Source organism: Streptomyces broussonetiae (assembly GCF_009796285.1).
In the GTDB taxonomy this organism is placed as follows: Bacteria; Actinomycetota; Actinomycetes; order Streptomycetales; family Streptomycetaceae; genus Streptomyces; species Streptomyces broussonetiae.
Genome location: NZ_CP047020.1, coordinates 2,689,694 through 2,702,562, shown reverse-complemented (window position 1 = coordinate 2,702,562; position 12,869 = coordinate 2,689,694). Strand labels below are relative to the sequence as shown.

Here is a 12,869-nt window from a genome sequence, read left to right as displayed (position 1 = left end):
TCAGCGCTGGGTGGCGGCGAGGGATTCCCGGGCCTTGGCGGCCACGTTCTCGGCAGTGAAGCCGAACTCGCGGAAGAGCACCTTGCCGTCGGCGGAAGCACCGAAGTGCTCCAGGGAAACGATGCGGCCGGCGTCCCCCACGTACTTGTGCCACGTGAGACCGATACCCGCCTCGACCGACACGCGGGCCCTGACCGACGGCGGCAGCACGGAGTCCCGGTACCCCTGGTCCTGCTCCTCGAACCACTCCACGGACGGCATCGACACCACGCGCGTGGGGACACCGTCGGCCTGGAGCTGCTCACGCGCCTCGACGGCCACGTGCACCTCGGAACCGGTGGCGATCAGGATCACCTGCGGGGCGCCGCCGTCCGCTTCGAAGAGGACGTAACCACCCTTCGCCGCATCCTCGTTGGGCTCGTACGTCGGCACGCCCTGGCGGGTGAGGGCGAAGCCGTGCGGCTGGCCCTTGCCGAACTCCTTGGTGTAGCGCTTGAGGACCTCGCGCCAGGCGATCGCGGTCTCGTTGGCGTCGGCCGGCCGGACGATGTTCAGGCCCGGGATGGCGCGCAGCGAGGCCAGGTGCTCGACCGGCTGGTGGGTCGGGCCGTCCTCGCCGAGGCCGATGGAGTCGTGCGTCCACACGAACGTCACCGGCAGGTGCATCAGGGCCGACAGGCGCACCGCGTTGCGCATGTAGTCGGAGAAGACGAGGAACGTGCCGCCGTAGATACGGGTGTTGCCGTGCAGGGCGATGCCGTTCATCTCGGCGCCCATGGAGTGCTCACGGATGCCGTAGTGAATCGTGCGGCCGTAGGGGTTGGCCTCCGGCAGCGGGTTGCCCTCGGGCAGGAACGAGCTGTCCTTGTCGATGGTGGTGTTGTTCGACCCGGCGAGGTCGGCGGAACCGCCCCACAGCTCCGGGATGACCGCACCGAGCGCCTGCAGCACCTTGCCGGACGCGGCACGCGTCGCGACGCCCTTGCCGGGCTCGAAGACCGGGAGCTTGTCCTCCCAGCCGACGGGCAGCTCGCCCTTGCTGATCCGGTCGAACTCGGCGGCCCGCTCGGCGTTGTCGTCGCGCCAGACCTGCAGCGACTTCTCCCACTCGGCCTTGGCCTGCGCGCCGCGCTCCAGGGCCTTGCGGGTGTGGGCGATGACCTCGTCGGAGACCTCGAAGCTCTTCTCCGGGTCGAAGCCGAGGACGCGCTTGGTGGCCGCGACCTCCTCCGCGCCCAGCGCCGAGCCGTGCGCGGCCTCGGTGTTCTGCGCGTTCGGGGCCGGCCAGGCGATGATCGAGCGCATCGCGATGAACGACGGCCGGTCGGTGACCGCCTTGGCCGCCTGGATCGCCGCGAAGATCGCCTCCGGGTCCAGGTCGCCGTTCTCCTTGGCCTCCACACGCTGCACGTGCCAGCCGTAGGCCTCGTAGCGCTTGACGGTGTCCTCGGAGACAGCCGTCTCGGTGTCGCCCTCGATCGAGATGTGGTTGTCGTCCCACAGCAGGATCAGGTTGCCGAGCTTCTGGTGGCCGGCCAGCGAGGACGCCTCGGCGGAGATGCCCTCCTGGAGGCAGCCGTCACCGGCGATGCAGTACACGAAGTGGTCGAAGGGCGACTCGCCCTGCGGCGCCTGCGGGTCGAACAGGCCGCGCTCGTAGCGGGCGGCCATCGCCATGCCCACCGCGTTGGCGACACCCTGGCCCAGCGGACCGGTGGTGGTCTCGACGCCCTTGGTGTGCCCGTACTCCGGGTGGCCCGGGGTCTTCGAACCCCAGGTACGGAAGGACTCGAGGTCCTCCAGCTCCAGGCCGAAGCCGGCCAGGTAGAGCTGGGTGTAGAGGGTCAGGGACGAGTGGCCGGCGGACAGCACGAAGCGGTCGCGTCCTACCCACTCGGGGTCGGCCGGGTCGTGCCGCATCACCTTCTGGAAGAGGGTGTACGCGGCCGGGGCCAGGCTCATCGCCGTACCGGGATGGCCGTTGCCGACCTTTTGTACGGCGTCTGCGGCCAGGACACGGGCGGTGTCGACGGCCCGCTGGTCCAGCTCGGTCCACTCGAGGTCTGTGGTGGTCGGCTTGGTGCTCACCCTGGGTCAGGGCTCCTCTCCACATGTCGGTCGCCGGTCTTCGGGGCATGTGCCCACCCGGCCGCCGGCGTGCTTCTGCCCGCCGGCCGCTGTCGAGCCTACCCCCGTAAGGACGTGCGTTTTTTCGACTCATTCCAGACTGCCGGGAGTCCGCGCGATCCGCCTCCCGACTGGCCGACACGGCATTTGGCACATGAATACGCGGCCGGTCATCTGAGCGCTCAATCGAGGGGTGGGTCACCTCTTATGGGGGTCCTCCTACGAGGGGCCGCCAACACGACCCCACCCCCGCGGAGGGCGGGGTATGGGCAACGTCTAAAGTGGCGTGGTACGCGCGAGCCTTTACCGGTACTTCACACGGGGAGGCTTGCTGGGATGTCTCTGTCAGGGGTGTGCGTGACGGCCGTCGAATCCCGTCCAGCGGGCTTGCTCGGTGGTGCGAGCCAGGGCCCGGTTCACCGGCCGTTCGGGGCCCGTGTCAAGGCGTTCGTGGCTCTGACGAAGCCGCGGATCATCGAGCTGCTGCTCATCACCACCGTTCCGGTGATGTTCCTGGCGCAGCAGGGTGTGCCGGACCTCAAACTGGTGCTGCTCACCTGCATCGGCGGGTACCTGTCCGCGGGCGGCGCCAACGCGCTCAACATGTACATCGACCGCGACATCGACGCCCTGATGGACCGCACCTCGCAGCGGCCCCTCGTCACCGGCATGGTCAGCCCGCGCGAGTGCCTGGCCTTCGGCATCACCCTGGCGGTCGTCTCGACGCTGCTGTTCGGGCTCACCGTCAACTGGCTGAGCGCCTGGCTGTCGCTCGGCGCGCTCCTCTTCTACGTCGTCGTCTACACGATGATCCTCAAGCGGCGTACGTCGCAGAACATCGTGTGGGGCGGCATCGCCGGCTGCCTGCCGGTGCTGATCGGCTGGTCCTCGGTCACGGACTCGATGTCCTGGGCGCCGATCATCCTCTTCCTCGTCATGTTCTTCTGGACCCCGCCGCACTACTGGCCGCTGTCCATGAAGGTCAAGGAGGACTACGCGCGCGTGGGAGTGCCGATGCTCCCGGTCATCGCCTCCAACAAGGTCGTCGCCCGGCAGATCGTCATCTACAGCTGGGTGATGGTCGCGGTCTCCCTGCTCCTCACCCCGCTCGGCTACACCGGCTGGTTCTACACGGTGGTCGCCCTCGCGGCCGGCGGTTTCTGGCTCTGGGAGGCGCACGGCCTGCAGAACCGGGCGAAGGCCGAGGTGACGGGCGTGAAGCTCAAGGAGATGCGCCTCTTCCACTGGTCGATCACCTACGTGTCGATCCTCTTCGTCGCCGTCGCGGTCGACCCGTTCCTGCGGTAACCACTCTTCCGCGCCGACGGGAGGGGTGCGTGGTCAAGGCCACGCACCCCTCCCGTCGCCGTTTGATCTACTCGTGGGTAGCATCCTGGCCATGGCAGACACACAGCAGGTTGACGCGCGGGCCGAGCGCAAGGTGTCCCGGCTCGCCCACCAGATCAGCGCCTTCGCCAAGGCACACGGCGGTGCCGAGGGCCAGGTGGCCCACATCGGCGAACGTGGCGCCCGCATCGTCCTCGTCGGAGAGGACGGCGGCTGGGGCGACCTGGTGGCCCCCAGCACGGAGATCGCCGAGAAGGCCGTCGAGAAGTCCGGCATCACCGTCCACGAGTCCTTCGACGGTGAATTCGCGGCGAAGGTGAAGACGGGGCCGTACGAGTGGAAGAGGATGGCCGGGATTCAGATCGGCGGTTGAGGCAGCCGACCCCAAGGGGCGCGGGGCTGTATCCGTGTGCGGCTGCGCCGCGGGAGCGCGAGCAGCCAAAGACGGCCTGGAGTCGCCCAACAACGCGCATTCCCGAGCCGATCCGCGACCTCGAACGCCGTCCACCCGTTAGGACTGCAAGGCACAGCGCAGCGTCCTGCGGGGAGACCGGGATGATCGAAACGCCGTCCCTCGTGGACCAGTACTGCCACGGAGTACTCCGCACCGAACTGGGCCTCGGCACCTTCGAGGCCCAACTCGCCCGCACCGAGGGCCCGCCGGCACCCGGCACCACCCTCTTCGACACCCAGACGGGCTTCGCCGTACGACGCTGGTGCCCGCCCCTGCTCGGCCTGGAACCCCACTGTGCGCCCGCACGCTATCTCGCCCGACGGCGTGAACTGGGCGTCCTGGAAGCGGGCCGCAGGCTGCTGCGGGGCAGCGGCATCACCACGTACCTGGTCGACACCGGCCTGCCCGGCGACCTCACCGGCCCCGCCGAGATGGCCTCCGCCGGTTTCGCCCGGGCCCACGAGATCATCCGGCTCGAGCTGCTCGCGGAGCAGGTCGCCGACACCTCCGGCACCGTCGAGTCCTTCCTCGCCAACCTCGCCGAGTCGGTGCACGGCGCCGCCGCGAACGCCGTCGCCTTCACCTCCGTCGCGGGGCTCAGACACGGCCTCGCCCTCGCGCCCGAACCGCCGGGGCCGGGGGAGGTGCGGGGCGCGGCGGGCCGCTGGCTGGCCGGGCGCCGGGTCGGTGGCGCGCTCACGGACCCCGTGCTGCTGCGGCACCTGCTGTGGATCGCCGTCGCCTCCGGACTCCCGCTCCAACTGCACGCGGGGCTCGGCGAGCCCGGCTCCCGCATCGACCGTACGGACCCGGTACTGCTCACCGACTTCGTCAGGGCCACGGCCGGCCTCGGCACCGACCTGATCCTGCTGCACGGCTATCCGTACCACCGCCACGCCGCCCACCTGGCCGGGGTCTTCGCGCATGTCTACACCGACTCGGGTGCCGCGCTCGTGCGCACCGGGGCCCGCGCCGCCACGGTCCTCGCCGAGATCCTGGAACTGGCCCCCTTCGGCAAGATCCTCTTCTCCACCGGTGCCCATGGCCTGCCCGAGCTGCACGTCGTCGGCGCCCGGCTCTTCCGCGAGGCCCTGAGCCGGGTCCTGGGTGCCTGGGTGGCCGAGGACGCCTGGTCCCTGGAGGACGCCCAGCGGGTGGCCCGGATGGTCGCGGCGGGCAACGCACTGCGGGTGTACGGGCTGGAGTGAGCCGACCGGACTGTTCCACCACACCTGTACGGCCGCCGCTGCCCTGAGCGACCCGGACCGGTCCCACCTCAACCAGGGCGCACCGTCATGTTGCGCCGCCGGTCACCCCCGTCACCCGGCGCGAGCTGTTCGGCTCCGGCCGGCTGTTGCACGGGGAGACGGGCCACGTACGGGTGAGGCGCCGCGCGGACCGGCCTACGCGCGCGTCCCCACCGTCACCTCGGCCGCCGGTCCGGGCAGGTCCACGGCGGTCTCCGGGCGTTCACGCAGGGAGAGCAGGATGCGCAGGACGCCGATCCACACCAGGCACGAACCGAGCATGTGCAGGCCGACGAGCATCTCGGGCAGGTGGGTGAAGTACTGGACGTAGCCGATGACACCCTGGCCGAGCAGGATCAGGAACAGGTCGCGCGTACGGTCCAGCGGACCCTTGGGGGCGTCGACCGCCTTGAGGACGAACCACAGGGCGAAGGTGAGCGTCACCACGATCCAGGCGAGCACGGCGTGCAGCTTGGCGACGGTCTCCCAGTCGATCGGGATGCGCTTGACGTCGCTGGAGTCGCCCGCGTGCGGGCCGGCGCCGGTGACGACCGTGCCGACCGCGATCAGCAGCACGGAGGCGACGACGAGCACCCACACCAGCTGCTGCACGGCCTTGCCGACCAGCGGCCGGGGCGCGCCGTCGCCCTCGCGGGTGCGCTGCCACATCACCGCGGCGACCGTGATCAGGGCCGTCGCCAGCAGGAAGTGGGCCGCGACCGTGTACGGGTTGAGGCCGACGAGCACCACGATGCCGCCCAGCACCGCGTTGCCCATGACGAGCCAGAACTGCGCCCAGCCCAGCCGGGTCAGGCTGCGCCGGTACGGCTTCTCGGAGCGTGCCGCGATGATCGCCCAGCCGACCGCGGCGCACAGTACGTACGTCAGCATGCGATTGCTGAACTCGATGGCGCTGTGATAGCTCAGCGCGTTCGTCGGCGTCAGCGAGCCGTCGGTGCACTCGGGCCAGGTCGGGCAGCCGAGGCCCGAGCCGGTCAGGCGTACGGCACCGCCGGTGACCACGATGACCACGGACATGACGAGCGCGGCAAGGGCCGCCCGCTGCACGGTCCGGGGCTCCGGGGTCCAGCGTTCGGCGATGAAGGCGAGCGGGTTGCGCAGGGCGGCTACGGCGTCGGCGCGGGTCAGCTTTGGCACGCGCACCATCGTAGGCCGCCGCTTGTGCACGCTTTCACGAGGGTCCACCGTGGCTTCACTCCCAGCGGAAGAACCTTCCGGCCGCGGCCAGGGCGACGACCGCCCACACGGCCAGGATCCCCAGGTCGCCCCACGGCGTCCCGGCCCCGTGCTGGAGCACGTCCCGCAGACCGTCCGAGAGCGCCGAGATCGGCAGCAGCCCGAGGACGTGCTGCCCGGCCGAGCCGAACTTGTCGAGCGGGACGATGACCCCGCCGCCGACGAGCAGCAGCAGGAAGACCAGGTTGGCCGCGGCCAGGGTCGCCTCCGCCTTCAGCGTGCCCGCCATCAGCAGCCCGAGTCCGGAGAAGGCGGCCGTGCCGAGGATCAGCAGGAGCAGGACGGCGGCGGGGTTGCCGTGCGGGTGCCAGCCCAGCGCGAACGCGATCACCGTCAGCAGGATGACCTGAAGGACCTCCGTGACCAGCACGGACGCCGTCTTCGCGGTCATCAGCCCCCAGCGGGGCAGCGGCGAGGCGGCGAGCCGCTTGAGCACGCCGTAGCGGCGCTCGAAGCCGGTCGCGATGGCCTGCCCGGTGAACGCGGTCGACATCACGGCGAGCGCCAGGATGCCGGGAGCGAGGAAGTCGACCGCCTTGCCCTTGCCGGTGTCGACGATGTCGACGGAGCTGAAGAGCACGAGCAGCAGGGTCGGGATGACGACCGTGAGCAGCAGCTGCTCGCCGTTGCGCAGCAGCATCCTGGTCTCCAGGGCCGCCTGCGCCGCGATCATGCGGGGAAGCGGCGCCGCACCCGGCTCGGGGGTGTAGGTACCGGTCGCGGTCGTCATGAACGCAACTCCTTGCCGGTCAGTTCCAAAAAGACGTCTTCCAGGGTGTGCCGCTCGACCGAGATCCGGTCCGGCATCACCCCGTGCTGGGCGCACCACGAGGCCACCGTGGCCAGCAGTTGCGGGTCGACCTTGCCGATGACCCGGTAGGCGCCCGGGGTCAGCTCCGCGGCCGTGCAGTCGGCCGGGAGCGCCTTGAGCAGGGAACCGACGTCGAGGCCGGGGCGGCCGGTGAAGCGCAGGGTGTTCTCGGCGCCGCCCTTGCACAGCTCCTCAGGGGAGCCCTGGGCGATGACCTTGCCACCGTCGATGATCGCCACGTCGTCGGCGAGCTGCTCGGCCTCGTCCATGTGGTGGGTGGTGAGGATCACCGCGACCCCGTCGGCGCGCAGGTCCTTCACCAGCTCCCAGGTGGCCCGGCGGGCCTGTGGGTCGAGGCCGGCGGTCGGCTCGTCCAGGAAGACCAGCTCCGGGCGGCCGACGACGGCCATGGCGAGCGCGAGCCGCTGCTGCTGGCCGCCGGAGAGCCGGCGGTAGGAGGTACGGCCGCAGGAGCCGAGCCCGAGCCGCTCCATCAGCGCGTCCACGTCCAGCGGATGCGCGTGCAGCTTGGCCACGTGCCGCAGCATCTCGTCGGCCCGGGCGCCGGAGTACACGCCGCCGGACTGCAGCATCACACCGATACGGGGACGCAGCTCGGCGCACTGGCGCACCGGGTCGAGGCCCAGGACGCGCACCGCGCCGGAATCCGGCTTCCGGTACCCCTCGCAGGTCTCGACCGTGGTCGTCTTTCCCGCACCGTTGGGACCGAGGACGGCGGTCACACCCGCCTGGGCCACCAGGTCGAGGCCGTCCACCGCGGTCTTCGTGCCGTACCGCTTCACCAGTGCCTGGACCTGGACCACGGGCTCACTTCGCATGGATCCAGAGTCTAGGGAGACGCCGGACCGCTCAGGCGCGGGGGTGCGGGAACTCCTCCTCACGAGGTCGGTGCAGCGGCAGCCACCGCTGCGCGTAGGCCACCGCGTCCCCCACCGGGAACAGCCGTACGTCCGCCGCGCCCACCGTGCCCCGTACGACGTTCCGGTCCCGTTCGAAGTCGTGGCCCAGCTCGTCGAACCGGTCGGAGGTGATCGAGACCTCGGTCACGGTCTCCCAGCCGCCGCCCGGAGCGGGCCGGCCGACCGGGACCAGGGGGGCGGGTATCCGGTACTCGGCCAGGTGGAAGCTGGTGCAGGCGTCGTAGCCCACGCCCAGCAGCAGGACCCGGGCGCCGAGCTTCTCCAGGCGGGCCAGCGGGCTGCGCTCGCCGAGCCGGCAGTCGGGCGCGTGACCGACGGTGATCTCGCGCGCGTGCGGGCCGACCGCCGCGAAGGAGGTCTGCGGGTGGGCGCTGCGCAGCGCACCGGGCCAGGTCCGCACGGTCTCCGGGACCACCCCGACCCCGCGGGTGGGGGTGATCAGCGGATCGTAGGCGGGCATGGTGGCCCGGATCCGGTCCCACCACTGCCTGGGCACCGGCGGGTTCGACCACACCGCCGGGTCGGACAGATCGCCGGTCTGCGTCGGGACGACGAGCGTGCCGTCCGGGCCGAGGGCGTCGAGCAGGCCCTGGACGACGGCGACCGCGCCTCCATTGACCCAGCCGAGCGAGCTGAGCGAGGAGTGCGCCAGGAGGATCTCGCCGCTCCTGACACCCAGCAGTCGCAGCTGTGCGGCGATGGTGTCCCGGGTGACAAGTGGGCCGGTCGGAGGGGGTGTGGCCATGGTTCGCGAGTCTTCCGGACGGGCCCGCGCGGCGCTACCGAATTGGCCGCACGGCCCTTCAGGGATGATCGATCAAAGATCGTTTTCGCAGGTCAGATTAGGTATGCCTAAGTGATGCAGGGCACCGTCCGGTGATCCGGGCGGCGCTTGTCAGGCCCCGCGGAATTACGCAACAATGGCGTTGTGAAAAACGTCGGCGAGGCTCGGGAGACCTCCTTGGGGGCCCCGCAGGAGGAACTCGCGACCGGTGAGCGCTCCACGCGCAACCGGGTCGCGCGCTCCATCCTGGACCACGGCCCGTCGACCGTCGCCGAGCTGGCCGGCCGGCTGGGACTGACCCAGGCCGCCGTCCGGCGCCATCTGGACGCCCTGGTGGCCGACGACGTCGTGGAGGCGCGCGAGCAGCGGGTGTACGGCACGCGCACGCGTGGCCGTCCCGCGAAGGTCTTCGCGCTCACCGACTGCGGCCGGGACGCCTTCGACCAGTCGTACGACAAGCTGGCCGCGGACGCACTCCGCTGGATCGCCGAGCAGGGGGGCGGACCCGAGGCGGTCGCCGCCTTCGCCCGTGCCCGGATCGCCGCCCAGGCGAGCGCCTACCGCAAGGCGGTCGAGGCCGTCACCCCGGACAGGCGTGCCGAAGCGCTGGCCAAGGCCTTGAGCGTGGACGGGTACGCTGCTACGGCGCGCAGCGCACCGGTCGGCGAGCAGCTGTGCCAGCACCACTGCCCGGTCGCCCATGTCGCGGAGCAGTTCCCGCAGCTCTGCGAGGCGGAGACGGAGATCTTCGCCGAGCTGCTGGGCACGCACGTCCAGCGACTGGCGACCATCGCGCACGGCGACGGCGTCTGCACGACGTTCATCCCCAAGATTTCCCCTAACGCACCTGCAAGCACGGCCGGGAGGAACCCCGCATGACTCTCCCCACGGAGACTGCCCACCCTGAGCTCGAGGGTCTGGGCAAGTACGAATACGGCTGGGCCGACTCCGACGTGGCCGGTGCGTCCGCGCGCCGTGGCCTGAACGAGGACGTCGTCCGGGACATCTCGGACAAGAAGTCCGAGCCGGAGTGGATGACCAAGCTCCGCCTCAAGGGCCTGAAGCTGTTCGAGAAGAAGCCCATGCCGAACTGGGGCTCGGACCTGTCGGGCATCGACTTCGACAACATCAAGTACTTCGTGCGCTCCACGGAGAAGCAGGCGGAGTCCTGGGAGGACCTGCCCGAGGACATCAAGAACACCTACGACAAGCTGGGCATCCCGGAGGCCGAGAAGCAGCGCCTGGTCGCCGGTGTCGCCGCCCAGTACGAGTCGGAGGTCGTCTACCACCAGATCCGCGAGGACCTGGAGGAGCAGGGCGTCATCTTCCTCGACACCGACACCGCCCTGAAGGAGCACCCGGAGCTCTTCAAGGAGTACTTCGGGACCGTCATCCCCGCCGGTGACAACAAGTTCGCCGCGCTGAACACCGCCGTGTGGTCCGGCGGCTCCTTCATCTACGTGCCCAAGGGTGTGCACGTCGAGATCCCGCTGCAGGCCTACTTCCGCATCAACACGGAGAACATGGGCCAGTTCGAGCGGACCCTGATCATCGTCGACGAGGGTGCCTACGTGCACTACGTCGAGGGCTGCACCGCCCCGATCTACCAGTCGGACTCGCTGCACTCCGCGGTCGTCGAGATCATCGTCAAGAAGAACGCCCGCTGCCGCTACACGACCATCCAGAACTGGTCGAACAACGTCTACAACCTGGTCACCAAGCGCGCCGTGGCCTACGAGGGCGCGACCATGGAGTGGATCGACGGCAACATCGGCTCCAAGGTGACGATGAAGTACCCGGCCGTCTACCTGATGGGCGAGCACGCCAAGGGCGAGACCCTGTCCATCGCCTTCGCGGGCGAGGGGCAGCACCAGGACGCCGGCTCCAAGATGGTCCACATGGCGCCGAACACCTCCTCCAACATCGTCTCGAAGTCCGTGGCGCGCGGCGGCGGCCGTACCTCCTACCGCGGTCTCGTCGAGATCGGCGAGGGTGCCCACGGCTCCAAGTCGAACGTGCTGTGCGACGCGCTGCTGGTCGACACCATCTCCCGCTCCGACACGTACCCCTACGTGGACGTCCGCGAGGACGACGTGTCGATGGGCCACGAGGCCACCGTCTCCAAGGTCTCCGAGGACCAGCTCTTCTACCTGATGAGCCGCGGTCTGTCCGAGTTCGAGGCGATGGCGATGATCGTGCGCGGCTTCGTCGAGCCGATCGCCAAGGAACTGCCGATGGAGTACGCGCTGGAGCTCAACCGGCTGATCGAGCTGCAGATGGAGGGCGCGGTCGGCTGAGACCCGCCCCGGACAGCAAGCAGCAATTTCTGACGTAGGAAGAGAGCAGACCGACAGCCATGGCTGAGGCTCAGAACTCCCCCACCCTCAACTCCGTTCGGGCGGGGGGACCCCCACCGATGGGCTCCACCACCGCCGGCCAGATCGCGGTGGCCGCCGAGTCGACCGTCGTCTCGCGCATGAGCGCGCCTCCGTCCTTCGACGTGGCGGACTTCCCGGTCCCGCACGGCCGCGAGGAGGAGTGGCGGTTCACCCCGCTGGAGCGCCTGCGCGGGCTGCACGACGGCACCGCCGTCGCCACCGGCACCGGCGTGAAGGTCGTCGTGGAGGCCCCCGAGGGCGTCACCGTCGAGACCGTCGACCGCGGCGACGCCCGCATCGGCAAGGCCGGCACCCCCGTGGACCGCGTCGCCGCCCAGGCGTACTCGGCCTTCGAGAAGGCCGGCGTGGTCACCGTCCCCAAGGAGACGGTGCTCACCGAGCCGATCCGCATCGCCGTGCACGGCGAGGGCGGGGTCGCCTACGGCCACCAGGTCATCGAGCTGGAAGCCTTCGCCGAGGCCGTCGTCGTCATCGACCACACCGGTGACGCCGTACTCGCCGCCAACGTCGACTACGTCCTCGGTGACGGCGCCAAGCTGACCGTCGTCTCCGTCCAGGACTGGGACGACAGGGCGGTCCACGTGGGTCAGCACAACGCGCTGATCGGCCGGGACGCCACCTTCAAGTCGTTCGTGGTCACCTTCGGCGGCGACCTGGTCCGCCTGCACCCGCGCGTCGAGTACGCCGGCACCGGCGGCGAGGCCGAGCTGTTCGGCCTGTACTTCACCGACGCCGGGCAGCACCAGGAGCACCGCCTGCTGGTCACCCACAACACCCCGCACTGCAAGTCGAACGTCGTCTACAAGGGCGCGCTCCAGGGCGAGGACGCACACGCGGTGTGGATCGGTGACGTGCTCATCGAGGCCAGGGCCGAGGGCACGGACACCTACGAGATGAACCGCAACCTGGTCCTCACGGACGGTGCGCGCGTCGACTCGGTGCCGAACCTGGAGATCGAGACCGGCGAGATCGTCGGCGCGGGCCATGCCTCCGCCACCGGCCGCTTCGACGACGAGCAGCTCTTCTACCTGATGGCCCGCGGCATCCCGGAGCACGAGGCCCGCCGCCTGGTGGTCCGCGGCTTCTTCGCCGAGCTGGTCCAGCAGATCGGTGTCGCCGACATCGAGGAGCGCCTGCTCGCCAAGATCGAGGAGGAGCTGGAGGCGTCCGTCGCATGACGACCTTCGTACGCGTCTGCGGGCTGAGCGAGCTGGAGGAGGACACCCCCAAGCGGGTGGAACTCGACGGCACGCCGGTCTCGGTCGTGAAGACCGAGGGCGAGGTGTTCGCGATCCACGACATCTGCTCGCACGCGAACGTCTCCCTCTCCGAGGGCGAGGTGGAGGACTGCCAGATCGAGTGCTGGCTGCACGGCTCCAGCTTCGACCTGCGCACCGGCAAGCCGTCCGGCCTCCCGGCCACACGCCCCGTCCCCGTATACCCCGTAAAGATCGAAGGGGACGACGTGCTCGTCTCCCTCACCCAGGAGTCCTGAGGCACCC

General features: G+C 70.1%; 12 protein-coding genes. 7 read left to right on the top strand and 5 right to left on the bottom strand.

Going from position 1 to position 12,869, the window contains the following annotated elements; translation table 11 throughout:
* On the bottom strand, window positions 1–2,088 hold the full coding sequence (gene tkt, locus GQF42_RS12490; protein ID WP_158919708.1) for a transketolase: 2,088 nt from the start codon (window positions 2,086–2,088) through the stop codon (window positions 1–3).
* Between the two features lie 390 nt (window positions 2,089–2,478).
* Between tkt and GQF42_RS12485 the strand changes: the two genes are divergently transcribed.
* From GQF42_RS12485 to GQF42_RS12475, 3 genes are all read left to right on the top strand, one after another.
* Window positions 2,479–3,435, top strand: a complete 957-nt coding sequence (locus GQF42_RS12485; RefSeq protein ID WP_158930068.1) for a heme o synthase — start codon at window positions 2,479–2,481, stop codon at window positions 3,433–3,435.
* A 91-nt stretch (window positions 3,436–3,526) separates the two neighbouring features.
* Entirely contained in the window at window positions 3,527–3,847 is a 321-nt protein-coding gene (locus GQF42_RS12480) for a hypothetical protein (protein WP_158919707.1), read from the top strand.
* A gap of 182 nt (window positions 3,848–4,029) precedes the next feature.
* Window positions 4,030–5,136, top strand: coding sequence for an amidohydrolase family protein (locus GQF42_RS12475; RefSeq protein WP_158919706.1), 1,107 nt, complete (start codon window positions 4,030–4,032; stop codon window positions 5,134–5,136).
* Between the two features lie 195 nt (window positions 5,137–5,331).
* Here the strand turns inward: GQF42_RS12475 and GQF42_RS12470 are convergent, their stop codons facing one another.
* From GQF42_RS12470 to GQF42_RS12455, 4 genes are read right to left on the bottom strand one after another with little or no spacing between them, the layout of a single operon-like run.
* Entirely contained in the window at window positions 5,332–6,342 is a 1,011-nt protein-coding gene (locus tag GQF42_RS12470; RefSeq protein WP_158919705.1) for a COX15/CtaA family protein, read from the bottom strand.
* Window positions 6,343–6,388: 46 nt separating this feature from the next.
* A complete protein-coding gene (locus GQF42_RS12465) occupies window positions 6,389–7,162 on the bottom strand; it encodes an ABC transporter permease (protein WP_158919704.1) in 774 nt (257 codons plus the stop codon).
* Window positions 7,159–8,082 (bottom strand): ABC transporter ATP-binding protein, encoded by a 924-nt coding sequence (locus tag GQF42_RS12460; protein ID WP_158919703.1) that lies wholly within the window; start codon window positions 8,080–8,082, stop codon window positions 7,159–7,161. Before GQF42_RS12460 ends, GQF42_RS12465 begins: the two co-directional genes overlap by 4 nt.
* 31 nt (window positions 8,083–8,113) lie before the next feature.
* Window positions 8,114–8,929: an aminoglycoside N(3)-acetyltransferase gene (locus GQF42_RS12455; RefSeq protein WP_158919702.1), complete on the bottom strand. Its 816-nt coding sequence runs from the start codon at window positions 8,927–8,929 to the stop codon at window positions 8,114–8,116.
* A 183-nt stretch (window positions 8,930–9,112) separates the two neighbouring features.
* On the opposite strand from GQF42_RS12455, the gene GQF42_RS12450 reads away from it, so the two are divergent.
* Genes GQF42_RS12450 through GQF42_RS12435 form a run of 4 tightly spaced genes read left to right on the top strand, consistent with a single transcriptional unit; the run spans window position 9,113 to window position 12,862 of the window.
* Window positions 9,113–9,847, top strand: a complete 735-nt coding sequence (locus GQF42_RS12450; RefSeq protein ID WP_158919701.1) for a helix-turn-helix transcriptional regulator — start codon at window positions 9,113–9,115, stop codon at window positions 9,845–9,847.
* Window positions 9,844–11,265 (top strand): Fe-S cluster assembly protein SufB, encoded by a 1,422-nt coding sequence (gene sufB, locus GQF42_RS12445; RefSeq protein WP_158919700.1) that lies wholly within the window; start codon window positions 9,844–9,846, stop codon window positions 11,263–11,265. Before GQF42_RS12450 ends, sufB begins: the two co-directional genes overlap by 4 nt.
* 59 nt (window positions 11,266–11,324) lie before the next feature.
* Entirely contained in the window at window positions 11,325–12,545 is a 1,221-nt protein-coding gene (gene sufD / locus GQF42_RS12440) for a Fe-S cluster assembly protein SufD (RefSeq protein WP_375996064.1), read from the top strand.
* Window positions 12,542–12,862 (top strand): bifunctional 3-phenylpropionate/cinnamic acid dioxygenase ferredoxin subunit, encoded by a 321-nt coding sequence (locus GQF42_RS12435; RefSeq protein ID WP_158919699.1) that lies wholly within the window; start codon window positions 12,542–12,544, stop codon window positions 12,860–12,862. The genes sufD and GQF42_RS12435 overlap by 4 nt, the downstream gene beginning before the upstream one ends.
* Window positions 12,863–12,869: the final 7 nt, after the last annotated feature.

Bases quoted from the DNA above. Each gene is read 5' to 3' on its own strand.
- GQF42_RS12480 (WP_158919707.1), top strand. From the start codon at position 3,527: ATGGCAGACACACAGCAGGTTGACGCGCGGGCCGAGCGCAAGGTGTCC.
- GQF42_RS12475 (WP_158919706.1), top strand. From the start codon at position 4,030: ATGATCGAAACGCCGTCCCTCGTGGACCAGTACTGCCACGGAGTACTC.
- GQF42_RS12470 (WP_158919705.1), bottom strand. From the start codon at position 6,342: ATGGTGCGCGTGCCAAAGCTGACCCGCGCCGACGCCGTAGCCGCCCTG.
- GQF42_RS12465 (WP_158919704.1), bottom strand. From the start codon at position 7,162: ATGACGACCGCGACCGGTACCTACACCCCCGAGCCGGGTGCGGCGCCG.
- GQF42_RS12460 (WP_158919703.1), bottom strand. From the start codon at position 8,082: ATGCGAAGTGAGCCCGTGGTCCAGGTCCAGGCACTGGTGAAGCGGTAC.
- GQF42_RS12455 (WP_158919702.1), bottom strand. From the start codon at position 8,929: ATGGCCACACCCCCTCCGACCGGCCCACTTGTCACCCGGGACACCATC.
- sufB (WP_158919700.1), top strand. From the start codon at position 9,844: ATGACTCTCCCCACGGAGACTGCCCACCCTGAGCTCGAGGGTCTGGGC.
- sufD (WP_375996064.1), top strand. From the start codon at position 11,325: ATGGCTGAGGCTCAGAACTCCCCCACCCTCAACTCCGTTCGGGCGGGG.
- GQF42_RS12435 (WP_158919699.1), top strand. From the start codon at position 12,542: ATGACGACCTTCGTACGCGTCTGCGGGCTGAGCGAGCTGGAGGAGGAC.